27 protein-coding genes are annotated in these 24,337 nt (G+C 62.5%); 17 read left to right on the top strand and 10 right to left on the bottom strand.

The features are described 5' to 3' along the window. The first annotated feature begins 75 nt into the window (after nt 1–75). From atuD to BMY68_RS13945, 5 genes are all read left to right on the top strand, one after another. Nucleotides 76–1,233: a citronellyl-CoA dehydrogenase gene (gene atuD, locus BMY68_RS13965; protein ID WP_007930006.1), complete on the top strand. Its 1,158-nt coding sequence runs from the start codon at nt 76–78 to the stop codon at nt 1,231–1,233. Then, on the top strand, nt 1,230–2,027 hold the full coding sequence (locus tag BMY68_RS13960; RefSeq protein WP_085531660.1) for an enoyl-CoA hydratase/isomerase family protein: 798 nt from the start codon (nt 1,230–1,232) through the stop codon (nt 2,025–2,027). Before atuD ends, BMY68_RS13960 begins: the two co-directional genes overlap by 4 nt. 115 nt (nt 2,028–2,142) lie before the next feature. Continuing rightward, on the top strand, nt 2,143–4,101 hold the full coding sequence (locus BMY68_RS13955) for an acetyl/propionyl/methylcrotonyl-CoA carboxylase subunit alpha (protein ID WP_085531662.1): 1,959 nt from the start codon (nt 2,143–2,145) through the stop codon (nt 4,099–4,101). 69 nt (nt 4,102–4,170) lie between these two features. After that, complete coding sequence (locus BMY68_RS13950) at nt 4,171–4,713, top strand: 3'-5' exonuclease (protein ID WP_009044917.1); 543 nt, start codon at nt 4,171–4,173, stop codon at nt 4,711–4,713. 82 nt (nt 4,714–4,795) lie between these two features. Continuing rightward, a complete protein-coding gene (locus BMY68_RS13945) occupies nt 4,796–5,080 on the top strand; it encodes a pyrimidine/purine nucleoside phosphorylase (protein WP_007930001.1) in 285 nt (94 codons plus the stop codon). Nucleotides 5,081–5,164: 84 nt separating this feature from the next. Here BMY68_RS13945 and BMY68_RS13940 read toward each other — a convergent pair whose 3' ends face one another. Continuing rightward, complete coding sequence (locus BMY68_RS13940) at nt 5,165–5,968, bottom strand: MOSC domain-containing protein (RefSeq protein ID WP_085531664.1); 804 nt, start codon at nt 5,966–5,968, stop codon at nt 5,165–5,167. 99 nt (nt 5,969–6,067) lie between these two features. Beyond that, nucleotides 6,068–7,003 carry a chemotaxis protein CheV gene (locus tag BMY68_RS13935; RefSeq protein ID WP_009044919.1) on the bottom strand — a complete coding sequence of 312 codons (936 nt, stop codon included), beginning with the start codon at nt 7,001–7,003 and terminating at the stop codon, nt 6,068–6,070. Nucleotides 7,004–7,542: 539 nt separating this feature from the next. Here BMY68_RS13935 and BMY68_RS13930 point away from each other — a divergent pair. From BMY68_RS13930 to BMY68_RS13920, 3 genes are all read left to right on the top strand, one after another. Beyond that, nucleotides 7,543–8,010 carry a hypothetical protein gene (locus BMY68_RS13930; protein ID WP_009044920.1) on the top strand — a complete coding sequence of 156 codons (468 nt, stop codon included), beginning with the start codon at nt 7,543–7,545 and terminating at the stop codon, nt 8,008–8,010. A 504-nt stretch (nt 8,011–8,514) separates the two neighbouring features. Then, complete coding sequence (locus tag BMY68_RS13925) at nt 8,515–9,408, top strand: sensor histidine kinase (protein WP_085531666.1); 894 nt, start codon at nt 8,515–8,517, stop codon at nt 9,406–9,408. Beyond that, nucleotides 9,405–10,064, top strand: coding sequence for a response regulator (locus BMY68_RS13920; RefSeq protein WP_009044922.1), 660 nt, complete (start codon nt 9,405–9,407; stop codon nt 10,062–10,064). The genes BMY68_RS13925 and BMY68_RS13920 overlap by 4 nt, the downstream gene beginning before the upstream one ends. Here BMY68_RS13920 and yegS read toward each other — a convergent pair. Beyond that, entirely contained in the window at nt 10,061–10,963 is a 903-nt protein-coding gene (gene yegS, locus BMY68_RS13915) for a lipid kinase YegS (protein ID WP_085531668.1), read from the bottom strand. The genes BMY68_RS13920 and yegS overlap by 4 nt on opposite strands. A gap of 224 nt (nt 10,964–11,187) precedes the next feature. Here yegS and BMY68_RS13910 point away from each other — a divergent pair, with 224 nt between their 5' ends. Further along, nucleotides 11,188–11,451, top strand: a complete 264-nt coding sequence (locus BMY68_RS13910) for a hypothetical protein (protein WP_009044924.1) — start codon at nt 11,188–11,190, stop codon at nt 11,449–11,451. A 58-nt stretch (nt 11,452–11,509) separates the two neighbouring features. Here BMY68_RS13910 and glp read toward each other — a convergent pair whose 3' ends face one another. Together glp and moaB are read right to left on the bottom strand one after the other, a co-directional pair. After that, nucleotides 11,510–12,697, bottom strand: a complete 1,188-nt coding sequence (glp, locus tag BMY68_RS13905; protein ID WP_175534842.1) for a molybdopterin molybdotransferase MoeA — start codon at nt 12,695–12,697, stop codon at nt 11,510–11,512. A gap of 22 nt (nt 12,698–12,719) precedes the next feature. Further along, nucleotides 12,720–13,259: a molybdenum cofactor biosynthesis protein B gene (moaB, locus tag BMY68_RS13900; RefSeq protein ID WP_007923271.1), complete on the bottom strand. Its 540-nt coding sequence runs from the start codon at nt 13,257–13,259 to the stop codon at nt 12,720–12,722. 79 nt (nt 13,260–13,338) lie between these two features. Between moaB and BMY68_RS13895 the strand changes: the two genes are divergently transcribed. Together BMY68_RS13895 and BMY68_RS13890 are read left to right on the top strand one after the other, a co-directional pair. Continuing rightward, on the top strand, nt 13,339–13,734 hold the full coding sequence (locus BMY68_RS13895; RefSeq protein WP_085531672.1) for a glycosyltransferase family protein: 396 nt from the start codon (nt 13,339–13,341) through the stop codon (nt 13,732–13,734). 71 nt (nt 13,735–13,805) lie between these two features. After that, nucleotides 13,806–14,027 carry a YgdI/YgdR family lipoprotein gene (locus BMY68_RS13890; RefSeq protein ID WP_007923269.1) on the top strand — a complete coding sequence of 74 codons (222 nt, stop codon included), beginning with the start codon at nt 13,806–13,808 and terminating at the stop codon, nt 14,025–14,027. 81 nt (nt 14,028–14,108) lie between these two features. On the opposite strand, the gene BMY68_RS13885 is transcribed toward BMY68_RS13890, so the two are convergent. The 4 genes from BMY68_RS13885 to BMY68_RS13870 form a co-directional block, all read right to left on the bottom strand. Beyond that, nucleotides 14,109–14,999 (bottom strand): pseudouridine synthase, encoded by an 891-nt coding sequence (locus BMY68_RS13885; protein WP_085531674.1) that lies wholly within the window; start codon nt 14,997–14,999, stop codon nt 14,109–14,111. 88 nt (nt 15,000–15,087) lie between these two features. Beyond that, nucleotides 15,088–15,408, bottom strand: coding sequence for a hypothetical protein (locus BMY68_RS13880; RefSeq protein ID WP_007923266.1), 321 nt, complete (start codon nt 15,406–15,408; stop codon nt 15,088–15,090). Nucleotides 15,409–15,464: 56 nt separating this feature from the next. Beyond that, nucleotides 15,465–15,893 (bottom strand): S24 family peptidase, encoded by a 429-nt coding sequence (locus BMY68_RS13875; RefSeq protein WP_009044928.1) that lies wholly within the window; start codon nt 15,891–15,893, stop codon nt 15,465–15,467. A 112-nt stretch (nt 15,894–16,005) separates the two neighbouring features. Next, the gene (locus tag BMY68_RS13870) at nt 16,006–16,242 is read right to left on the bottom strand and encodes a glutaredoxin family protein (protein WP_009044929.1); all 237 of its coding nucleotides are present in this window, start codon (nt 16,240–16,242) and stop codon (nt 16,006–16,008) included. Between the two features lie 216 nt (nt 16,243–16,458). Between BMY68_RS13870 and BMY68_RS13865 the strand changes: the two genes are divergently transcribed. Then, entirely contained in the window at nt 16,459–18,417 is a 1,959-nt protein-coding gene (locus BMY68_RS13865) for a cation:proton antiporter (protein ID WP_085531676.1), read from the top strand. A gap of 49 nt (nt 18,418–18,466) precedes the next feature. Here BMY68_RS13865 and BMY68_RS13860 read toward each other — a convergent pair whose 3' ends face one another. Then, nucleotides 18,467–19,675 (bottom strand): ammonium transporter, encoded by a 1,209-nt coding sequence (locus BMY68_RS13860; protein WP_085531678.1) that lies wholly within the window; start codon nt 19,673–19,675, stop codon nt 18,467–18,469. A 332-nt stretch (nt 19,676–20,007) separates the two neighbouring features. Here BMY68_RS13860 and BMY68_RS13855 point away from each other — a divergent pair, with 332 nt between their 5' ends. The 5 genes from BMY68_RS13855 (at nt 20,008) to BMY68_RS13835 (ending at nt 23,780) form a co-directional block, all read left to right on the top strand. Beyond that, entirely contained in the window at nt 20,008–20,322 is a 315-nt protein-coding gene (locus BMY68_RS13855) for an ElaB/YgaM/YqjD family protein (RefSeq protein ID WP_007923257.1), read from the top strand. A 1-nt stretch (nt 20,323) separates the two neighbouring features. Continuing rightward, nucleotides 20,324–20,710, top strand: coding sequence for a phage holin family protein (locus BMY68_RS13850; protein ID WP_009044932.1), 387 nt, complete (start codon nt 20,324–20,326; stop codon nt 20,708–20,710). Further along, nucleotides 20,707–21,048 (top strand): hypothetical protein, encoded by a 342-nt coding sequence (locus BMY68_RS13845; protein ID WP_007923255.1) that lies wholly within the window; start codon nt 20,707–20,709, stop codon nt 21,046–21,048. The genes BMY68_RS13850 and BMY68_RS13845 overlap by 4 nt, the downstream gene beginning before the upstream one ends. Before the next feature lie 135 nt (nt 21,049–21,183). Further along, a complete protein-coding gene (locus BMY68_RS13840) occupies nt 21,184–22,347 on the top strand; it encodes an EAL domain-containing protein (RefSeq protein ID WP_062825096.1) in 1,164 nt (387 codons plus the stop codon). Between the two features lie 101 nt (nt 22,348–22,448). Further along, nucleotides 22,449–23,780: a deoxyguanosinetriphosphate triphosphohydrolase gene (locus tag BMY68_RS13835; RefSeq protein WP_007923253.1), complete on the top strand. Its 1,332-nt coding sequence runs from the start codon at nt 22,449–22,451 to the stop codon at nt 23,778–23,780. Nucleotides 23,781–24,337: the final 557 nt, after the last annotated feature.

Genomic DNA, 24,337 nt, shown 5'->3' with positions numbered 1-24,337 from the left:
CGCAGCCTGCGGCAGCGGCTACAGGGGTAACAAGGTTCAGGGATTGCGTCACTCAACTTGAGGAGAACAATAAAAATGATCTTCACCCAGGAACATGAAGAACTGCGGCGCACGGTGCGCAATTTTGTCGAGCGCGAGATCAACCCGCATGTCGAGGAATGGGAAAAGGCCGGGCGCTTTCCGATCCACGAGATTTTCCGCAAGGCCGGCGAACTGGGCCTGCTGGGCATCTCCAAGCCGGAGAAGTTCGGCGGCATGGGCCTGGACTACAGCTATTCGATCGTCGCCGCCGAAGAATTCGGCACCATCCATTGCGGCGGCATCCCGATGTCCATCGGCGTGCAGACCGACATGTGCACCCCAGCCCTGGCGCGCTTCGGCTCCGACGAGTTGCGCGAGGAGTTTCTGCGCCCGGCCATCAGCGGGGAAATGGTCGGCTGCATCGGTGTCTCCGAAGTCGGTGCCGGCTCCGACGTGGCCGGGCTCAAGACCACCGCGCGCAAGGACGGTGACGACTATGTGATCAACGGCAGCAAGATGTGGATCACCAACTCCCCCAGCGCCGACTTCATCTGTCTGCTGGCCAACACCTCGGACGACAAGCCCCACGTCAACAAGTCGCTGATCATGGTGCCGATGAACAGCCCCGGCATCAGCCTCAGCCCGCACCTGGACAAGCTCGGCATGCGCAGTTCGGAAACCGCCCAGGTGTTTTTCGATAACGTGCGCGTGCCCCAGCGCTATCGCATCGGCCACGAAGGCGCGGGTTTCATGATGCAGATGCTGCAATTCCAGGAAGAGCGGCTGTTCGGCGCGGCCAACATGATCAAGGGCCTGGAGTACTGCGTCGACAGCACCATCGAGTACTGCAAGGAGCGCAAGACCTTCGGCAGCGCGCTGATCGACAACCAGGTGATCCACTTCCGCCTGGCCGAACTGTCCACCGAAATCGAATGCCTGCGGGCCCTGGTGTACCAGGCCACCGAGCAATACGTGCGCGGCCAGGACGTCACCCGCCTGGCGTCCATGGCCAAGCTCAAGGCCGGGCGCCTGGGCCGCGAAGTCAGCGACAGTTGCCTGCAATACTGGGGCGGCATGGGCTTCATGTGGGACAACCCGGTGGCCCGCGCCTACCGCGACGTGCGCCTGGTTTCGATCGGCGGCGGCGCCGACGAAATCATGCTGGGCATCATCTGCAAACTCATGGGCATCCTGCCGGGGAAAAGAAAATGAGCCGCCTGCCCGCCTGCGAAACCCTGCTGCTGGCGCCCCGTGGTGGCGTCCTGCACATCACCCTCGATCGCCCGGACAGCCGTAACGCCATGAGCCTGCACATGGTCGCCGAACTGCGCGCGGTGCTGGCGGCGGTACGCGATGACCGCGGCATTCGCGCCCTGGTCCTGAGGGGCGCCGGCGGGCATTTCTGCGCCGGCGGCGACCTGAAAGACATGGCCAGTGCCCGTGCCCAGGGCGCCAGTGCCTATCAGGAACTGAACCGGGCGTTCGGCACACTGCTCGAAGAAGCCCAGCACACCCCGCAGGTGCTGATCGTGCTGCTGCAGGGCGCGGTGTTGGGTGGCGGCTTCGGCCTGGCCTGTGTCAGCGACATCGCCATCGCCGATCATCAGGCGCAGTTCGGCATGCCGGAAACCAGCCTCGGCCTGCTGCCGGCGCAGATCGCGCCGTTTGTGGTCAAGCGCATCGGCCTGACCCAGGCCCGTCGGCTGGCCCTGACCGTCGCGCGCTTTGATGGCAACGAAGCCGAGCGGCTGGGCCTGGTGCATTTTGTCGAAGACGGCCCAGAGGCCCTGGCCGAACGCCTCGATGAGGTGCTGGCCCATGTGCTGTGCTGCGCGCCCGAGGCCAACGCCGCGACCAAGGCCCTGTTGCTGGCCAGCGCTGAAGAACCGCTGGCGCCGCTGCTCGATCGCGCGGCGGAACAGTTCGGCGCCGCCGTCACCGGTGCCGAAGGCATCGAAGGAACCATGGCCTTCGTGCAGAAACGCAAACCGGCGTGGGCCTCATGAGCCCCATCGCGAGCAAGCTCGCTCCTACCGGTCCGTGACTGGCCTACGCCTTTGTAGGAGCGAGCTTGCTCGCGAAATGCCCGACCAAACACCACCGATCTCAGGAAACCACCTCATGCCCGCCTTCAGCAAAATCCTGATCGCCAATCGCGGTGAAATCGCCTGCCGCATCCAGCGCACCGCCCAAGCCCTGGGTTATCGCACCGTGGCGGTGTTCAGCGATGCCGACGCCGATGCGCTGCATGTGCGGATGGCCGACGAAGCGGTGCGCATCGGCCCGGCGGCGGTCCAACAGTCTTATCTGAACAGCCAGGCGATCCTCGACGCGGCGCGGCGCACGGGCGCCGACGCACTGCATCCCGGCTACGGCTTTCTGTCGGAGAACGCCGAGTTCGCCAGCGCCTGCGAGGCAGCCGGCATCACCTTTATCGGCCCCAGTGCCGAGGCCATCGAACTGATGGGCAGCAAGCGCCTGTCCAAGCTGGCGATGCTCGCGGCGGGCGTGCCCTGCATCGCCGGTTATCAGGGCGCGGAACAGGACGATGCGACCCTGCAACGCGAAGCCGAACGCATCGGCTACCCGCTGATGATCAAGGCCAGCGCCGGTGGCGGCGGACGCGGCATGCGCCTGGTGCAGCGGGCCGACGAGCTGCTGGCCCAGGTGCGTACCGCGCGCTCCGAGGCGCTGCACGCCTTCGGCAGCGACGAGTTGATTCTGGAGCAGGCGCTGATCGAACCGCGGCATGTGGAAATCCAGGTGTTCGGCGACCGCCACGGCCAATTGATCTACCTCGGCGAGCGCGATTGCTCGATCCAGCGCCGTCATCAGAAAGTCGTCGAGGAAGCACCCTGCCCGGTGATGACCGCCGAGCTGCGCCAGGCCATGGGCGAGGCCGCCCTCAAGGCCGGCCGGGCGGTGAATTATGTCGGCGCCGGCACCGTGGAATTTCTCCTCGATGCGCGGGGCCGGTTCTACTTTCTGGAAATGAACACCCGCCTGCAGGTCGAACACCCGGTCACCGAAATGATCACCGGCCTGGACCTGGTGGCCCTGCAGCTGCAGGTGGCGGCCGGTCAACCGCTGCCACTGCGCCAGGAGCAGGTCGAACTCAAGGGCCATGCCATCGAAGTGCGGCTGTATGCCGAGGACCCGGCGCAGGATTTCCTGCCGCAAACCGGGCAGGTACGGCGCTGGGAGCCGGCGCTGGGTGCCGATGTGCGTATCGATCACGGCCTGCTGGAAGGCCAGAGCGTCAGTCCATTCTATGACCCCATGCTGGGCAAGCTCATCGCCCATGGCGCCACCCGCGAAGAAGCGCGCCGCAAGCTGTTGCGCGCAGTCGAGGACACGGTGCTGACCGGCGTGGCGAGCAACCAGAAGCTGTTGGCGAACCTGCTTCGCCATCCCGGGTTTGCCAGCGGCGAATTCAGCACCGCCTTTATCGCCGAACATTTCGCCGATGATCCAAGCCTGCGCCCACAACCGCCAAGCGGCGCCGAACTGGCCCTGGCCGCGGCACTGTTTTATCAGCACGTGGCCCAGCGTCACGGCGCGGCGCTGGCCGGCTGGCGCAACAACGCCAGTGTGCCGCTGCACTATCGCCTGGGCTCGGGTGAAGCCGTATGGAACCTTGAACTGAATAACCAGGCCGGAACGCTGCGGATTCAACACGCCGACGAAAGCTTCGAGGTACAACTGCTGGAGGCGGATGGCCGCTGGGCCTGCGCGACCATCGACGGTATCCGCCGCCGCTACACCTACACCCTGGAAGCCGGACAGCTCTGGCTGTTCACCCGGCCTGGCAGCCTGCACCTGCAAGACCTGAGCCACGCGCCGGTGGCCAGCCAGGCCGGCGTCCACAGCGGCATGCTCAAGGCGCCCATGGATGGCGCCATAGTCGACGTACTGGTCAGCGAGGGCGCGACCGTCAGCAAGGGGCAACTGCTGCTGGTGCTGGAGGCGATGAAAATGGAGCATCCGCTGAAGGCCGGGATCGATGGCGTGATCAAGCGGCTGCAGGTCAACCTGGGCGATCAGGTGAAAAACCGCCAGATTCTGCTGGAGGTGGAATAAGCCGCTAGGCGCAGACGTCGGGTTTGGCTACGCTCAAGCCTCATCGGGATGTTGAAGCTGGAGCCTGTGATGCCCCACTGGTTGGTAATTGATCTGGAAGCCACCACGGACGAAGGAGGCTGGCCGGTGACCGACATGGAAATCATCGAGATCGGCGCCACCCTGGTGAACCGCGAAGGGCGTGAACTGGACCATTTCCAACGCTTCGTGCGCCCGCTGCGGCGGCCGATGCTGACGCCGTTCTGCCGCGAACTGACCCACATCACCCAGGCCCAGATCGACGGCGCCCAGCCGTTGAGCGAAGTCTGGCCGCTGTTCGAACGCTGGCTGGGCCAGCATCACACACGCCTGGAGGGCTGGGCCAGCTGGGGCGACTACGATCGCAAGCAGCTGCTGCAGGAGTGGCAACGCTCGCAACTGCACAGCGCCCTCGCCCAACTGCCGCACATGAACCTCAAGCAACGCTTCGCCAAGGCCCGCCGCCTCGAACGACCGCTGGGCCTGAACGGCGCGCTGCAACTGGCCGGGCTGCAGTTCACCGGCCAGCAGCATCGCGCCCTGGAAGATGCCCGCAATACGGCGCGTTTATTGCCTCTGATTCTTCCCGGCTGATCCGTCCGCGCAACAGGTGACGCATCTGAAGGCCTTGTGCATACTGGCCGGCCTTTTTGACCCCTTTTTTGAGGAATCGCCCATGTTTAAAGTCAACGAGTACTTCGACGGCACCGTCAAGTCGATTGCCTTCGGCACGGCCGAAGGTCCCGCCACCATCGGCGTCATGGCTCCGGGCGAATACGAGTTCGGCACGGCTCAACGGGAAATCATGCACGTGGTTTCCGGCGCCCTGACCGTCAAGCTGCCTGACAGCAACGACTGGGAAACCTTTGCCGCCGGCAGCCAGTTCAACGTACCGGCCAACAGCAAGTTCCAGCTGAAGGTGGCCGTCGACACCGCCTACCTGTGCGAATACCGCGGCTGATCCCTCCAGGAGCTGATCCTCGGCGATAAAAAAATGCCCGTATCTGACGATACGGGCATTTTTCGTTTCAGCGCTGCCGACTCTTTATTCCAGCACGGTGACCGGCATACCGACTTCCAGGCGGCCAATGCCATCGTTCACCAGGTTCTGCCCGAACATCGCCCCGCCTTCTTGCGCCCGGTACTGCTGCAGCGTGGCCAGCGGTTCACGGTCGGCGCTGCGCTCGCCAGTCTGTGGATCGATGGTGGTGAGGATGCAACGCGCACAAGGCTTGACCACCCGAAACTCGATATCGCCGATGCGGATGCGTTTCCAGCCATCTTCGGCGAAGGCCGGGCAGCCCTCGATCACCAGGTTCGGGCGAAAGCGCAGCATTTCCAGGGGACGGCCGACACGACTGGACAGGTCTTCCCGGGAGGACTCGCCAATCAGCAACAGCGGAAAACCGTCGGCAAAGGCCACCTGATCGTCATCCCTGCCGTAACCGGCCTGAGTGGTGCGCGCACGCTCCGGGGGGACCTGTACCAGGCGGGTCGGCTTGCCGATGAAATCGCTCAACCAGGCATGGGCTTCGTCGCCGGCATCCGGTACGCGCAGGGTATCGCGCCAGATGGTCACGCCACGTAACGGGGCATCCGCACCAGGCAGTGGCACATTGAGGGATGGGTAGCCGGGAGCACTGAGGGTCAGCCCTCCCTCGGCGTTCCAGAGCGCCGAAAGCTGGCTCATGTGCGGGACCGCACGTTGGGTCAGGAAACGCCCGCTGGGTTCATCGACCAGCATCCAGCGTCGATCTCCCTCCAGCCCCAGCCTGTCCAGCGCGACCTGTTGCAGGGACTCGCCCTTGCCGGATTTCAAGGGGTATCGATAAAGCGCGCTGAGACGCATGGCCAGCTCCCGGGTAGCAAAAAAAGCAACCTTATACGAGCCGGCCCGCGAATCAAAGAAGCACCTGCCGCGCAGGCGTCGCTCCGGCCAATGCTCCCGTCAGGCGGGAACTTCGTCCAGCATCAGGCGCTGGCGCACCACGTCGACCAGTTTGTCCGGCTGGAACTTGGACAGGAAGTTGTCGCAACCGACCTTCTTCACCATCGACTCGTTGAAGCTGCCGGACAGGGAGGTATGCAGCACCACGTAAAGGCCGCGCAGACGAGGATCGTTGCGGATTTCGGTGGTCAGGCGATAGCCGTCCATTTCCGGCATTTCGGCGTCGGTGAACACCATCAGCAGCTTGTCGGTCATGTCGACCCCGGTATCGGCCCAGGCCTTGAGCATCTTCAGGGCCTTCAGGCCGTCGCTGGCAATGTGCATCTTCACCCCCAGCTGGCCCAGGGTGTCGCGCAATTGCGACAGCGCCACGTTGGAGTCGTCCACCAACAGCACTTCACGGCCGCGGGCACGCTCGAGCACCGGATCGTCGAGCTTGTCGCGCGAGACCTTGGCGTTGTACGGAACGATTTCGGCCAGGACCTTTTCCACGTCGATGATCTCGACCAGTTGATCGTCGACCTTGCTGATCGCCGTCAGGTAATGCTGGCGCCCGGCACTGGTCGGCGGCGGCAGGATGGCTTCCCAGTTCATGTTGACGATGCGGTCGACGCCTCCCACCAGGAAGGCCTGCACCGAGCGGTTGTACTCGGTAACGATGATGGTGCTGTTGGGACCCGGCACCAGAGGCCGCATGCCGATCGCCTGGGACAGGTCGATGACCGGCAGCGTCTGCCCCCGCAGGTTGACCACGCCACAGACGAACGGATGGCGCTGGGGCATCAGCGTCAGCTTCGGCAATTGCAGGACTTCCTGCACCTTGAACACGTTGATCGCGAACAACTGTCGCCCGGCCAGACGAAACATGAGGATTTCCAGGCGATTCTCACCCACCAGTTGCGTGCGTTGATCTACCGTGTCGAGAATGCCGGCCATGTAATGACTCCTGGGCTTGTTCTGATGAATTCACTAACGCGGGTTATCGGCGCGATTCGCCGAATCTTGACCCGCGTACAAAATGCCATGCAAAGGCATTGATGTCACATTAACATCATGCTTTACTGGCTTCGCGATTTCATCCGCCCAAGCTCCCGCCGCGACCTCGTTTTCAGCACTTGGTTCCCCTTTATAAGGGAATCCCCTACCGGCAATCAGGACCAACCTGATATTCGCAATATCCAATAGCCATTAATGTGACGCCATTCTCATTGCATGAATGGAGTCAGGCTTTTGTTTGTGATCGCAGGAAGATGGGCTGGTGCCCCTTCGAGCCCCCCCGCCTCCGCTATCCAAGCGTGGCCGACACACCGTGCTCGGCAGTCTGTCGCCTGCAGACTAAACACCAGCACAGCGTCTTCGTCCATTGAGAACCAATCAGATTCGTCCTATATCCCACGGCATAACCGACGTAATACCTTACAGCCGCTCACAAAACGGACCATTCCATCATCTGACGTGGCGTCGTGGAGACAAGCATGCTGATCGACGATAAAGAGTGGCACCAGTCACCTGACTTTCTGCTTGAGGCAGAAGCACTATTGGCCAAGTCTGTTGAATGCCTGAACCATCTCAACCTGATCAGGAACGATCAGGACGCCATCGATTGCATGTTGTCCACTCTGCTCAAACTTGCCGAGAAAACCGACGCGCTGGCGCTGCGCAGCACCGCCGAATTCTCGCGCCAGGTTCATGCGTTGCTGGATCACTCCCACCCTCATCCGGACATGAACGAGCAGATCCTCGACACTCTCGGGGAGTGCTTCAGCCTGATGGCCTGGCAGCTTGAACTCGTCGATCCGGTGACCGGGCAACTGAACCTCGATGGCAACGAACAGGCCACTCTCATCGAATCCCTCGCCGTGCAAATCGACCCTTTGCCCGCCCCCCTGTCCTGCCACCAAAATTCGTTCAAAGTTTTTTCGATCGCCAAGAGAAACGCATAGACCCTGTCGTTAATACCTAACTTCAGTCGTTAGATATGTCGTGACATTGACCAGCATCATGTCGTTATCCAATATTTCATGCCTGTTAACGACAGAACCAACTAAGACAACTAAATAAAACCAATCCCGAGACTTCAAGTGCTCTGAATCTCGCCTACCCGTTCGCGCAAGGCCAGATACAGTCACTGTTTGAGCGGAGCCAGTTAAAACAAGCGAATCGGAACATACGTCCCAAAAGGCAATATTCCTGACCCGCTGGACATATATAGAGGCGCGACCAACGGTAGCTAAGCTGATACTATGCCAGCCACTAAACGACATCCTTAATGGCACTGTGATTTCAGATTGATCTTGTTACACACCTGATCAGTGCAAGGCTTGCTCCCAACGAATAGACCGCGTTAATTGAAGCCGCATACTCAAACAATACCGTATTCCAAACCGGGGCCCGTCAGTCGACTTGACCGGTCTCCCCGCAGCGAACATTCATTGGCTCCATCCGCTATGTACGCCAGCCTCAAGTCAACTGCCACCAGACTTCTCTCTCGAATAAACCTGCGCTGGCTCAACCTGTTGCTGTGCTCATGCTCGGCACTTGGAAGTCTGGCTGTCTATTGCCTGTCGACGACCTTTCCCCTCAGCCTGCTGATCCTGAATCTGGTGGCCCTGGCCAGTGTCTGGGCCTATTACGGCGATTCGCGCAAATCGATCAAGTTCCAGCCTCAGGAACTGGCGGATCGCTTACTGGAAGTCCAGGAAAACGAGCGCCATCGCCTCAGTCGTGAATTGCATGATGATATTGGTCAGCTGTTGACTGCCGCCAAACTGCAAAGCGAATGGCTCAAGCGCCGCCTGCCCGAAGACCTGCAACAGCATTGCACGACGCTTCAAAGCACATTGGAAGAAACCCTGGCCAAGGTGCGCGATGTATCGGCCATTCTCAATCCCCGGCAATTGGCCAGCCTGGGCCTGGAAGCCAGCCTGCGGGCACACTTGCTGAAGACCCTGGAAAACACTTCCGTGCACTGGAGCCTGGAATGCAAGCAACGCCTGGCAGGCATCCCCGAGGAGATGGCGGTGGCCGCCTTTCGTATCACTCAAGAAGCCGTCACCAACATGCTGCGTCACGCCCAGGCGGATAACCTGCTGGTACGCCTGCAACGCCTGCCCGAGGGCCTTTCGCTGTTTATCAGCGATGATGGCCGTGGCTTTTCCCCGGCGACCAATCCAGGCGCGCAAGGACAACGCGGCATGGCGGGCATGGCGGAAAGAATCGCGCAACTGGGTGGCACCCTGAAGGTTTCCAGCCAGCCCGACCAGGGCACACAAATCGAAGCACTCTTCCCCTGGGCGCCTCGCGCACTCGAACGGGCCAGTACGAATAAGGTTTTACATTGACCTGCAATTTACTTCTGGTGGATGACCACTCGCTCATCAGGGCTGGCGTGCGTGCCCTGGTCATGGATATTCCTGGCTATGCCGTGATCGGTGAAGCCAACGATGGCGCACAAGTACTGGAAATGGTCGAGAGGCTGTCGCCGGACATTATCCTGTTGGATATTTCCATGAAGGATATCGGCGGCCTTGAAGCCCTGAAGAGACTCAAGGTGGTGCACCCGCAGAGCAAAGTACTGATTCTCTCGATGCACACCGATCCGGCGCTGATCATGCAGGCCCTGGAATCCGGTGCTCATGGTTATCTGCTCAAGGACACCACCGCCAACGAGCTCGAGCACGCGCTCGACGCCTTGCGCAACAACGAGCGTTATCTCAGCCCGGCCATTGCCCACACGGTGATCAACCAGGCGCTGATCCGCGTGCAGAAGCCCCATCCGGAACCCGTTGAAACCCATAACCTGACCGCACGCCAGCTGGAGATCCTGCGCCTGATTGTTCGCGGCAAATCGACCCGTGAAATCGCTCATGGGCTGGGCCTGAGCATCAAGACCGTGGAAACCCACCGCTCGCAGATCATGAAACGCCTGCAGATCTATGATGTGGCCGGCCTGGTCCTGTTTGCCGTCCGCGAACAGATCATCAGCCTCGACGATTAAGACGCCGAAGCCGCCAACAGCGGGGAGTCTTCCGGCAAATGCACCCGCAATGCCCCTGGGAGCGCGCGAAAACACAGGTTTTCGCCTTGCAGGGGCTCACCGTCGAGATTGATATCCAGCCCCTCGGACACCTTGATTTCAACCCAGGGCAGGCGCGTGCGCACAAACAGGTTGTCGATTCCCCAGCCGCCGGCCAGCAGGTCCTTCAAGGTGCCCACCAGCTCCTGGGGGGCCGGCAGGATACTGACATCCAGCAATCCGTCATCGGCCATCGCCTCAGGGCACAGCAGATGCCCACCACCGGCCTGGCGCCCGTTGCCGATCCCCAGGGCCAGCAACTCGCCGCGCCAATGGAAATCCGGCCCCTGCAGCTCACCGTATGCCGCATGCAGTTCGTTGAAACGGGACAAACCAGTGAACAGATAGGCCGCGCCCCCCAGAATCTTTTTCAGGTCCTCGGAGGTATTGGCCGTCACCTGGCTGCCGAACCCGCCCGTGGCCATATTGAGAAATACCTGGCCACCGACCTCGCCGAGGTCGATCGCCCGTGCCGGCACGTCGAGCAGGTTCAATGCCTCATGGGGCAGCAACGACACGCCAGCCGCCCGCGCGAAATCATTGGCCGTGCCCAGCGGCAGCAACACCAGGCTGGCATCGTGGGCCTGCGCCGCCATGGCCTCGGCGATATCACGCAAAGTGCCATCACCGCCTCCTGCGATCAGGCGGGTGTAACCGGCCACGAGGGCTTCATCCACCAGGCGCTGGGCGTCGCCCGCTTCCCAGGTCAGGCGGACCGCCAGCTCCCAACCCTCTTCACGCTTGCGCTCGACAGCCTCGCGGACCTCTTCGTTGAGGGCCTGCTTGCCGTGCAGTATCAGCATCGCCTTGCGTTCGCTCATCGCTCATCACTCCTGTCATTCGAGGGCCATTGAAGGATGTTGACCCTCGGTCCATGAGAAAAAGTCCGATCGGGATGTAATCAATTTGTCCCCGTCAGGCCGTCTGCTGGCTGACCGGTAACTTTTCTGACCGCAGATTGAGAATCACCTGAATTGACCCGAAACAGACAATCGGAGAATGTTCATGGCAGGCGAACGACGCCTCAAACAGGGAAGCGAAACACATGGATGACAAGAAATGCTTTGAACGCTCGAACTCCGCGCTCACTCGACTGGAAGGGAGCATCCTGCTCAGTACAGGCAAACACCCGGAACTGAGTGTCCATCAAGTACATACCCGTGACCCCGAGCATAAGCCCGACAGCAAGCTTCATGCCTTGCTCAAGAAGCTCGCGTGGGTGTTGGCCTATGCCGGATTTATATCGGCACTGCTGTCCTGGGGACTGAACAGCCGTTTTGGCTTGCTGATCCTTTTACTCCTGCGTTGATAGGGGGGGCTCTGGAGGATGGACCCGGCGCTGCCGACCAGGTCCGCCTCCCCTGGCGTCAGCCCAGGACTTCACTCAATGGAATGAAGTTGACCCAATCGCCCTCAACCAACGTTCGCTCTTCCAGTACCTCGACCAGCCCCTCGGCCCAGGCGGCACTGCGCAAAACCCCGGAACTCTGGTTCCGATAGATGATTGCCCTGCCCTGTTCCAGGCGCCCACGCAGATACTCTCGGCGGTTCCCCGGCTTCGGCCAGGCAAATCCAGCCGGAACCTGGAACTGCAAGGGCTGCAGCTCCTTCACTCCCTGGCGCCGCAAAATATAGGGGCGAGCCAGCAAGGCAAAGGTCACCAGCGTCGAGGCCGGGTTACCCGGTAGGCCGATCACCGGCACACCGCGGAAATGCCCGAAGGTCAACGGTTTGCCCGGCTTGATCGCCAGCTTCCAGAGGGCCAGCTCGCCCTCTTCTCTTAAGGCGATGCCCAGGAAATCCGCCTCGCCCACCGATACACCACCGGTGGACAGGATCAGATCCACATCCGCCAGCTCGGCAAGACGATGCCGGGTCGTGGGCAGGTCGTCCGGCAGGATGCCGCCGTCGACCACCTCACAGCCCAGACGCTGCAACCAACTGCACAGCAGGACACGGTTGCTGTTGTAGATCTGCCCGGGACCCAGCGCTTGCCCGGGCTCTACCAGCTCGTCGCCGGTGGAGAGCACGGCGACCCGCACTCGACGCACCACCTCCAGTTCCGCGCAACCCAAGGAAGCAGCGAGCCCCAGCTCGATCGGCCCCAGCTGCGTTCCGGCCACCAATACGCACTCGCCGACCGTGGTTTCCTGGCCTTGGGGACGAATGTTCTGCCCGGCACTGAGCGGCTCGGTAAAGGACACCCGCCCATCGGCCTGAACCTCGGCGTTCTCCTGCATTTCCACGCAGTCGGCTCCCGCCGGGACCGGCGCCCCGGTGAAGATGCGTGCGCAGGTACCGGGCGCCAAAGGCTCGGGCGCCTGGCCGGCGAAAATACGCTGGCTGACTACAAGGGCCTCACCACGCCAATCCGCGGCACGCAAGGCATAACCGTCCATGGCGCTGTTGGGCCAGGGCGGAAGATCCAGGGTAGAAACCAAATCGTCGGCCAAGACCCGGCCTTGAGCCGCCGCCAGCGGCAGCCGCTCGCGCTCGAGAATGGGAGTAGCCTCGGCCATCTCCAGCAAACGGGCCAATGCGACCTCGACCGGCATCAAGGCACCGGTCTTGCCCGGCTTACCCACGGGATTCACAAGGCGCCGCCTGTTTCAGGTGCGTGACGAAATTGCACGGCCGGTGCCGCGAATCCAGTTGCTCGGCGAGGATGCCGTCCCAACCGGTACGCACCGCGTTGGTCGAGCCCGGCAGGCAGCACACCAGCGTGCCGTTGGCCAGCCCGGCCAGGGCCCGGGACTGCACGGTGGAAGTGCCGATGTCGGCGACCGAGATCTGGCGGAACAACTCGCCAAAGCCGTCGACCTGTTTGTCGAGCAGGCAAGACACGGCTTCCGGGGTGCTGTCGCGGCCGGTGAAACCGGTGCCGCCGGTGATCAGCACCACCTGGACCAGGTCGTCGGCGATCCAGGTCGCCACTTGTGCGCGAATCTTGTAGAGATCGTCCTTGAGCAGGACGCGCGCGGCCAGGTTATGGCCAGCAGCGCTCAGACGATCGACGAAGACCTGGCCGGAGGTATCGGTCTCCAGGGTCCGGGTATCACTGACAGTCAGCACCGCGATGTTCAGGGGTGCAAAAGGTACATCAGCCTTGGCTTTCATAGGCTCGATCCAGTTGTAGGAGAAACAGCCCGGTGTTATATCACAGCGCTCTCTTTGCCCGCCCCTGTGGAGACGTGCCATGACCCAGCGCGCAGATTTGCTGCCCTGCTCCATTCTGCTCCTGGCCGGTGGACGCGGCCAACGCATGGGCGGAAGGGACAAGGGGTTGCCCTGCGACGTGCCGCGCATCGATGCGCAACTGATCGACGCCATGCGACAAAGCGCCGCCCTGCATCCGGACAAACCGCTGATGTTGCGCCATGGCGAGCACTGGGAACCCTTGCTGTGTATCATTCCGCGCACGCTGCTCGGCACCTTCGACGGAGCCTGGCAGAACGGTGAGCGCAGCCCCGGACGTATCATGCGCGGGCTGGATACTCAGGCCCTGCAATGTCCGGCAAACGATCCCCGATTGGCTAATCTGAATACACCAGAGCTGTTAAGCCAGCAGCACGGCGTGTCAGAATGCCCTTAACTCAAGGAACTTGCAGGCGTTGCATACGTCTCAAGCACAGCAACTAAAAGTATTCATCTCGGAGACACACAATGATTCAGCGGACTCTCGCCACTCTCATGCTTGCACTGGGCCTTGCCACTCTCGCCGGTTGCGCATCGCCTACTGTGATCACCCTGAATGACGGTCGCGAAATCCAGGCCGTCGATACGCCGAAATACGATGAGGATTCCGGTTTCTACGAGTTCGAACAACTGGACGGCAAACAAACCCGCATCAACAAGGATCAGGTTCGTACGGTAAAAGAGCTGTAATCCATACCGTTACTGCCTTGAACGATAAAGCCCGCTTTCGCGGGCTTTATCGTTTCTGGCAACAGCAAGCAGTGGCCTGGATTACCACTGCAAGGTGATCCGACTCTCGAACTCGCGCTCCTCCCCTGTCAGCGGGTCGGTAAAACGCAGCCCCTGGGCCAGCAGCTTGAGCGGCTTGGCGTAATCATCCTCCACATCCTTGAGCGCATCGGGATAAAACGGGTCGTTGCAGATCGCCGCCCCCAGTGCACTCATGTGCACCCGCAACTGGTGCTTTTTGCCGGTCACCGGATACAGCCCATAACGCCAGAGGTCGCCATTCTTTTCCCGGACCTCCAGTGCCGTTTCCGTATTAGGCGTACCAGGCCCTTCCTGCATGCGGAAAAAGGGCTCGCCATCGATCAGGCGGCTTTTATGCACCCGCGGGAATTCAAGACCGGGCAAGGCCGGTGCGATGGCCTCGTAGCGCTTGTCGATCCTGCGCGTCGGGAACAGCGACTGATAGTCCGAGCGACTTTGCGGATTGGCCGAAAACAACACCAGGCCCGCCGTATGCCGGTCGATGCGATGCAGAGGCACCAGGTGGGGATTGTCCAGGCTGCGGATCAGGCGGCGCAGCAAGGTTTGCTCGACATATTCCCCCGCCGGGGTGACCGGCAGGAAATGCGGCTTGTCCGCCACCACCAGGTGCTCATCGACGTAGAGGATCGACTCCTGCACCGGGATGATCTTTTCGTCGGGCACTTCGCGAAAATAATGAATGCGCAGGCCTTCGCGGTACGCCAGGTCGACACCGATCGGTAGTCCCTGTCCATCGAGCACCCGGCCGCGGGCGATCCTGCTCAGCCACTGCTCGCGGCTGATGGTGCTGAAATGGTCACACAGGCAATCCAGTACGGTTGGCCATGAACCGGGGGGCAGGTACAGGGTGCTGGCCTGATGCTGTGCGGCAAAAAAAGGTACGGAAGACATACAAAAGCTCGAGCGGACAATGCAGAGCGACATTATCCAACATGGGTCCCGGGGAGCCTAGGAGAGTTTCCCCCTCCGGAACCTGCGACTAAGCCCGGGCCACGCCGGCTTGCGCGGCGGCATCGGTGAACTCCTTCAGCCAGCGCAGCACATCGACCGCCTCCCAGCGGGCCGGGTCATACAGCGCATACAACAACCCCTGATACCCCACCACGTCCAGTTGCCGGTGATAACCCGCACGCTGGAACAGGGCTTCGATTTCGGCAAAGCAGGTATTGAAATGCAGCTTGTTGAACGGTGTCTTGCCTTCCGTGACCAGGCCGTCCAGGCGCAGCTCGAGTACCGCTTCGCGCACCACATCGGCAGACATGCGGTTCACACTGCTCTTCAATTGTTCGACATTGACCATCATCAGTCCTTCTACCCTCTCATTCATCCACTGAGCACACGCCCTGCGCCTCGATATCAGCCACGGCCGACATAACTGACCACCCACAACACCACGCCCCAGATTTGCGCCGAGTCCCGATCGTCCAGGGGGATCGGTGCAACCGAAGGTCGCGCCGCCTTGAGCAGCAGCCCACCCTTGGGATCGGGCGCCAGCAGGCGCACGCCATAGGCGTCTTCGCCATCGAGATGGGCCACCACGTACTGATCCACCGCCGGGGCCGCCGAACGATCGACGATCAGCCGGTCGCCGGGATAGATCCCGAAGCCCAGCAGACTGTCGTCATCCACCAGCACCGCACGGATCTGCGGCGCTCCGAGCCCCACAGTGCGATCCAGGGAAAAACCGCCTTCGAACGTGAGCCCGGCGGCAAACCCGTCGTGCCCTGCATGCTCGGGCGACAGGTGTTGCAAACGCTCGGCGCGGGCGAGGATTGTGAGAGACATGACGAACCATCCCGATAACTGTACGCATATACAGTAACCGAATAATCGGGATCCCGCCAAGGGATTGCAGCGCAGGCGACAAACGGAAAGGGTCGTGCCAGCGACAGCCGGCTCAGCGCAGGAAGGCCACCACCTGCTCGGCATCGAACGGCCAGCCCAGCTCGGCGCCGTTGTCCACCCGGCGCAGGACCGGGATACGCAGGCCATACGCCTCGAACAGGGTTTCGTTTTCCGCGATATCCACCAGCTCGACCATCAGCCCGTGCTCCACCAGCGGCATCAACTCCGCCTCGGCGAGTTCGCACAGGTGGCAGCCCAGGGTGCCGAACAGCTGACATTCAGGAGGCATGACAGACAGACCGAAAAGAGACAGGCGCTTATTCTAGGCCCGCGGGAAAAAGCCGTCGACCGATGAACGCAATACCCTGCGGCCAACAATGGCCATCGTCGAGCATTCTGCCAAACAGCTGATGCAGGTCAGCGCCGCCAACTTGCGGTTGAGCGACCCTCGCGGCTTTTTTTGCCTCTACGCTCTGTCATTACAACCCGCCGCCCGGAGATGTCTGTGTTCGCCAATCTGTTGATCATCCTTGCTTCATCCCTGGTGGTGATTGCCCTGTTCCGCCGCCTGCGCCTGCCGCCCGTGCTGGGCTACCTGTGCGTGGGCCTGCTGGTGGGGCCGACCGCCTTCGGCTGGGTCAACGACAACGAAAACCTGCCTGACCTGGCGGAGTTGGGGGTGGTGTTCCTGCTGTTTTCCCTGGGACTGGAGTTTTCCGTCTCGAAAATGCTGGCCCTGCGCCAGGTGGTATTCGGCCTGGGCAGCCTGCAAGTGCTGTGCAGCGGCGCCGTCCTTGGCGGCCTGCTGATTCTCGCCGGCGTACCGCTGATCCCGGCGCTGCTGCTCGGTGCGGGCCTGGCGCTGTCCTCCACCGCCATCGTCAGCAAGGAGCTGGGCAGCCTCGGGGAAATCTTCAGCAGCCACGGGCAGAATGCGATCGGCGTGTTGCTGTTCCAGGACGTGGTGGCCGTGCTGTTGCTGACCCTGGTGCCGGTATTCGCCGGCAACACCGAACAGGCCTGGTACTGGGCGCTGCCCCTGACGTTGGGCAAGACCGCCCTGCTGTTCATCGGCCTGGCGCTGGCCAGCCGCTGGCTGCTGCCACGGCTGTTCCACGAGGTGGCCGCCTCCCACTCCGCCGAGCTGTTCGTGTTGTTGGCCCTGGTCATCGTCCTGCTGACCGCCTGGCTGACCCACCTGCTCGGCCTGTCCCCCGCCCTTGGTGCGTTCCTCGCCGGCATGCTGCTGGGGGAAAGCCGCTACCGGCACCAGATCGAGGCCGATATCCGGCCGTTCCGCGACATTCTGCTGGGGCTGTTTTTCGTCAGCATCGGCATGCTGATCGACCTGCAATTGTTCGCCAGCCATGCCCTGCTGGTCCTCGGCCTGACCCTGGCCCTGATGCTGATCAAAGGTGCCGTGGTGGCACTGTTGCTCAAGCTGCGCGGCAGCGACGGCGAGACGGCCTGGCGCAGTGGCCTGGCCCTGGCCCAGGGCGGCGAGTTCTGTTTTGCGCTGATGGCGCAGATGCAGCAGAGCCAGTTGATGCCGGCCGAGCTGAGCGGCCTGCTGCTGGCCGCGACCTTCTGTTCGATGCTGCTGACGCCCCTGCTGCTGCGCGCCGCCCCGGGCATTGCCGCGCGCCTGCACCGCAAGCCGAACCAGGAGGCCCACCTGGAAGAAATCAGCGCCCTCAACGCCGCATTGCAGGACCATGTGGTGATCTGTGGATATGGCCGCGTCGGCCAGTCGATCGGCCGTTTCCTGCGCCGCGAACAGCAGCGTTTCATTGCCCTGGACGACGACCCGGTACGGGTCCAGGAAGCCGCGGCCGGCGAAAGCTGCGTGCATTACGGCGACTCCCGCCGCGCCGAGCTGCTGGCGGCGGTCGGCCTCGAACGCGCGCGGCTGCTGGTGATTGCCGTGGACAAGACCGACATCGCCCTCAACGTGCTGAAAAGCGCGCGCCGGATCAACAGCGACGTGCCGATCCTGGTGCGCACCCGGGACGACAGCCAACTGGCCGAACTGAAAGCCGCCGGCGCCAGCGAAGTGGTGCCGGAGCTGCTGGAGTCGAGCCTGATGCTGGCGTCCCATGCGCTGGTGATGCTCGGGCTGCCGGAACACCAGGTACAGATCAAGGTCGATGAGGTCCGCCACAACCGCTATCGCCTGCTGCATGGCTTCTACCATGGCGCGCAGACCGACCTGCTGGACAATCGCGGCCAGCCGCGGGTGCTGATGCATGCGGTCAATCTTGGCAGCGCGGCCCACGCCTGCGACCTGGCCCTCGGCGAGCTGGCGCTGGAGCAATTGGGCGTGGATGTGCAAGGCGTGCAGCGCGATGGCCGTGACCTGGAGCTGGCCGCCGGCACCCTGCTGCGAGCCGGCGATACGGTGTTGATGTCCGGCCCGCTGGCGGCCATCGAAGCGTCGGAGGCGCGCCTGCTCGGCGGCCAATGATCAGCGGCAAGCGGCCCTGGCCGGAGACTCCAGCCAGGGCCGCATGGGCTCAGTCCTGGCTGACCGCGCCGATCTTGTGCAGCGACAGGTCGGCGCCGTAATACTCCTGCTCCTGGGTCAGGCGCAGGCCGCAGAGCGCCTTGATCGCGCCGTACACCATAAAGCCGCCGACCAGCGCCACCAGCACGCCCAGGCCGGTTCCGATCACCTGGCTGACCAGGCTGACGCCGCCCAGGCCGCCCAAGGCGCTCTGGCCGAAGATCCCGCAGGCAATACCGCCCCACACGCCGCACAGCCCGTGCAGTGGCCAGACACCCAGCACATCGTCGATCTTCCAACGGGTCTGGGTGGCGATAAAGCACCAGACGAACAGCGCGCCGGCAATCGCCCCGGTGATCAGCGCGCCCACCGGATGCATCAGGTCGGAGCCGGCGCAGATCGCCACCAGCCCGGCCAGCGGGCCGTTATGCAGGAAGCCCGGGTCGTTGCGCCCGACGATCAGCGCCGCCACCGTGCCGCCGACCATGGCCATCAGCGAATTCACCGCCACCAGCCCGCTGACCGCCTGCAGGGTCTGCGCGCTCATCACGTTGAAGCCGAACCAGCCGACAATCAGGATCCACGACCCCAAGGCCAGGAACGGGATGCTCGACGGCGCGAACGCCACCAGCTTGCCGTCGCGATAACGACCGTTGCGCGGCCCGAGCAACAGCACCGCGGCCAGCGCCAGCCAGCCGCCCATGGCATGCACCACCACCGAGCCGGCGAAATCATGGAAGCCCGCGCCGAAGCTCGCCAGCAACCAAGCTTGCAGGCCATAGTTGCCGTTCCACACCAGGCCTTCGAAGAAGGGATAGATAAAGGCCACGATCAGCGCCGTGGCGCAGAGCTGCGGGACGAACCGCGCACGCTCGGCGATGCCGCCGGAAATGATCGCCGGGATGGCCGCGGCGAACGTCAGCAGGAAGAAGAACTTCACCAACCCGTAGCCGTGATCGGCACTGATCACCGCCGCCGGTTGCAGGAAGCTGACGCCATAGGAGATCCAATAGCCTATAAAGAAATAGGCCAGGGTCGAGACCGCAAAGTCGCTGAGGATCTTCGACAAGGCGTTGACCTGGTTTTTCTGGCGCACCGTGCCCACCTCGAGAAAGGCGAAGCCGGCATGCATGGCCAGGACCATGACCGCACCGATGAGGATGAACAGGGTATTGGAACCATGGACCAGAGTGTCCACAGCGCTTTGCAGATTTTCCATGGAATGGGCAGACCTGATATTCAGGAAAAAGCCACGAGCCGCTCGAACGCTTTTTTGCACCAACTTGGCACCGAAGGTCCTGTCGACCCAGGTATTACGACCCATTTTGGCGCGATGCTTTTGCGAGAGGGATGTATCGCTCGGGGTGTTTCCATAAGTGTTGATTTTTTAGGGTAAGGTTTTAGCTGCCAGGCACCGCATCCTGCGCGCTTTCGGCGCAACCACCCGTGTTTACGCACCAGGACAAAGCAAAAGCTGTACCAGACAATTGCACTGAACCTTCGCGCAAGGCTCATACTCGAACCCTTCAGAACGCCACTACGGAGATAACCATGGCCAGCAAAACCACCAAGACAGCTCAAGAAACACTGATGGCGGACTTTCAGGCACTGGTCAGTGACACGGAACGTCTGCTGGAACACACCGCCACCCTGGCTGGCGACCAGGCAGACCAATTACGCACGCAGATTCACGACAGCCTGCTGCGCGCCCGCGAGACCCTGCAACTGACCGAACAATCGCTGCGCGAACGCGGCCAGGCGGCAGTCACCGCCACCGAAGACTATGTGCAGAGCAACCCCTGGCAAGCAGTGGGCATCGCGGCGGGCGTGGGCTTTCTGATCGGCCTGCTGGCGACCCGGCGCTGATATGGCTATCGGTGAATCCGGCTCCACGGCGGGCCAAGGCTCTTCAACGCGGCGCCTGGGCGCTGCTTTCCTGGGTTTGTTGCACAGCCACGTCGAACTGTTCGGCATCGAGTTGCAGGAACAGAAAGCCAGAACCGTCAGCCTGCTGCTGTTCGCCGGGCTGGCCCTGGTGTTCGCCCTGTTGCTGTTGATAGGCCTGTCGGCGCTGGTGCTGATCCTGTTCTGGGACACCTATCGCCTGACCGCCATCATCGGGCTGTGCGTCTTCTATACGCTGGCGGCGCTGTTCTGCGCCCTGCGCCTGAAGGCGGCGATTTTCGACGAGTCCTCGCCCTTCCACGCCACCCTTGAAGAGCTGGCCAACGACAGGGAGCGCCTGCTGCCATGAGCCTGCCTGACATCCCGCAAACCAACTCCCGGCGCGAGATGCGCAAGGCGCTGATCCGCCTGCGCATGGAAATGCACCGCCAGGAAATCCGCCACGAATCCCAACAGTTGCTGCAACCCTTGCAGCGGGTCCGGGGCCTTGGCCAGAGCTGGCAACAGGGCTTGGGCATCAAGCACGCGCCGTTGTGGGGCGTGGCTGCCGTGACCCTGTTGGGGTTTCTCACCGGCAAAGGCGCCAAGAGCGGCAGCGTCAGAAGCTTCGCCCGGCTGGTGCGGCTCAGCGCCGGCCTGTTGCCGCTGATCAAGCTGGTCATGCAAGGTTCTTCGAACAAGCACTGAGCCGCCATCTGGCTGCATTCTTGCAATCATTCCCGCAATAGCTGCGCACCCGGCCTCTCCCACGAGAGGTCGGGTCGTGCCTGCCTGTTGCGTCGGCGCAGCGCCAGGATCAACAAGATCAACCAAGGAGGCCCCGTGATCGACGGGCAACCGCTTGCCTGCTTTCAACCCTTCATCGACACCGCCACCGGCCGTATTGCCGGTGTCGAAGCCCTGGGCCGCCTGCGCCAACCGAACGGCCAACTGCTGTCGGTCGGCCCATTGTTCAACGATCCCCGGACCTCCTCGAGCGCCCTGCGGCGGCTCGACCGGCTGATTCGCGCCGACGCCCTGAGCCGCCTGCATGAAGCGCCCGCCGACTGGTTCCTGAGCATCAACATCTCGCCCCGCTGGATCAGCCGCCTGCGCGCCGGCCAGCCCTTGCCGAGCCTCAGGCAATTGCAGCAACAGGGCGTCGATCCGCGGCGCGTGGTCTTCGAAATCACCGAACTGAGCGGTAACAGCCAGCGCTTGAGCGAAGTGGTGGCGCGCTACCGCGAAGCCGGCGTGCGGATCGCCATCGACGACTTCGGCGCCGGTTACTCCCAGCTCGACCGGGTGCTGGCCCTGCAACCGGACATTCTCAAGCTCGACATGCGCCTGTTCCAGGCCGCGGCCCGTGGCGGGCCCAGCAGCGACGTGGTCAAGGCCCTGGCGCAGATGGCCGAGAAAACCGGCTGCTGGATCATCGCCGAGGGGGTCGAGAGCGAAACCGAACTCAACTTCGCCCTGGAATGCGGCTCGCGCTATGTCCAGGGCTTCCTGTTTGCCCGGGCCGAGCAGGCGTTCTTCGCCAGCGATGCTTTCGTCGCGCCTTTTGCCCGGGTGCGCCAGCGCTATGTGCAACAGAAACTGGCCGAGCGCGGACGCCTGATGCAGATGCGCCAACAACTCGCGGAGCTGATGGCCCTGCTGCAGGACTGGGCCCAGGCCCGGGCTCCGATCGAACGGTTGCCCCAGCTGGATGCCTTTCCCTGGTTGCTGCGCTTCTATCAATGCGATCGCCACGGCACCCAGCTGACGCCGAACCTGGAATGGCGCCACGACCGCTGGCAGGCCGACCACAGCTACGTCGGCCACAACTGGTCGTGGCGCCCGTACTTCTATCACCTGCTGGCCGAAGGCTGGGACGAGCGGCGGCTGACCCTGTCGAACACCTACCGCGACGCCACGAGCAACCAGTACTGCCTGACCGCCGGGCAGTTCTTCGACAATGGCCAGCGCCTGCTGTTGATCGATATCGATGCCGCGGGGCTTTAGTGGCGTGCGTGGTCGGCCCCGTTATTCAACCTGTTCCCCTTGCAGGCGCTGGCGCGAACCGGGAAGCTAGCCCATCAGTCATTCGACGGAGAGACCCCGCCTTGGATTGGCATACCCTGCTTACCCGCGAACGCCTCGGAAAGCCGCTGCACAGCCCTGAAGAACTGGGCCGCAGCCCCTTCCACAAGGACCACGACCGCATCATCTTCTCCGGTGCCTTCCGCCGTCTGGGCCGCAAGACCCAGGTGCACCCGGTGTCCAGCAACGACCACATCCACACGCGCCTGACCCATTCCCTGGAAGTCAGCTGTGTCGGTCGCTCCCTGGGCATGCGGGTCGGCGAGACCATTCGCGACGCCCTGCCCGAGTGGTGCGAACCCAGCGACCTGGGGATGGTGGTGCAATCGGCCTGCCTGGCCCACGACATTGGCAACCCGCCGTTCGGCCACTCCGGCGAAGACGCGATCCGCCACTGGTTCCAGCAGGCCGCCGGGCGCGGCTGGCTGGACGCCATGCACGAAAACGAGCGCAACGACTTCCTCAACTTCGAAGGCAATGCCCAGGGGTTCCGGGTGCTGACCCAACTGGAATACCACCAGTTCGACGGCGGCACGCGGCTGACCTACGCCACCCTCGGCACCTACCTGAAGTACCCCTGGACCGCGCGCCACGCCGACTCCCTGGGCTACAAGAAGCACAAGTTCGGCTGCTACCAGAGCGAGTTGCCGTTGCTCGAACAGATCGCCACCAAGCTCGGCCTGCCGCAACTCGAGGAACAACGCTGGGCCCGCCATCCGCTGGTGTACCTGATGGAAGCCGCCGATGACATCTGCTATGCCCTGATCGACCTCGAGGACGGGCTGGAGATGGAGCTGCTCGACTATGCCGAAGTCGAGTCGCTGCTGCTCGGGCTGGTGGGCGACGACCTGCCGGAAACCTATCGCCAGCTCGGCCCGCGGGACTCGCGCCGGCGCAAGCTGGCGATCCTGCGCGGCAAGGCCATCGAGCACCTGACCAACGCCGCCGCCCGGGCCTTCGTCGAACAGCAGGACGCCCTGCTCAGCGGCACCCTGCCGGGCGACCTGGTGGAGCACATGCACGGCCCGGCCAAGCGTTGCGTGCTCAATGCCAAGGACATCGCGCGCAAGAAGATTTTCCAGGACAAGCGCAAGACCCTGCACGAGATCGGTGCCTACACCACCCTGGAAATCCTCCTCAATTCGTTCTGCGGCGCCGCGCTGGAACAGCACGGCGGACGCACGCCGTCGTTCAAGAACCGGCGGATTCTCGACCTGCTGGGCAACAACGCGCCGGATCCGAACGGCTCGCTGCATGCATCCTTCCTGCGCATGATCGACTTCATCGCCGGCATGACCGACAGCTACGCCAGCGAAATGGCCCGGGAAATGACCGGGCGTTCCAGCCCGCAATGACCCGCCGTCGAGCGGCTATCTCGCGTTATCGAGGTGGCCGTTCGAGCGGTTTCTCGTGAGTCGACAACTAAGAAATTCCCCGGGTCTCTTCTCAGGCAGTAACCGGCCACCGCCGTTACTTCAACTTTGAAATCCCGGCCACTTCACACTGTATTGAGAGTGCCGTTCACTTCCAGCAAGTTCGCCAGACGCCATCCAGATCGACAATATTCCACGCACCCGCACCCACCTAGAGCACTTGCTCTATAACTAGCGATATTGACCGATACATACAGCCCGACAAGCAAGCCAACTAGGCTGAATTAAACAGATCGTTAACGACACAACCAAACATCCTACCTTTACCTTTCGATACATCTGCCTAGCCTTCAGGCAGAAACCCTTGCAGCACAAGGCCCCTACGGATGCCCCACGATTACAAATTCCGTACAAATCAACTTTATCGTTTCCGCTAGTCTCGAACCCTAATGGGTTAACCAGGATTAATTTCACTCCGCCACAGATCGTTCCCCTTTCATGACCCTGCCCGAATGATCGGTGCAAAAACAAATAGCAAG

Origin of the sequence: Pseudomonas sp. NFACC41-3, from assembly GCF_900109505.1 — a bacterium.
Taxonomy (GTDB): Bacteria; Pseudomonadota; Gammaproteobacteria; order Pseudomonadales; family Pseudomonadaceae; genus Aquipseudomonas; species Aquipseudomonas chlororaphis.
Note: the sequence above shows the minus strand (reverse complement) of the source record. Positions and strands in the feature narration are given on the sequence as shown.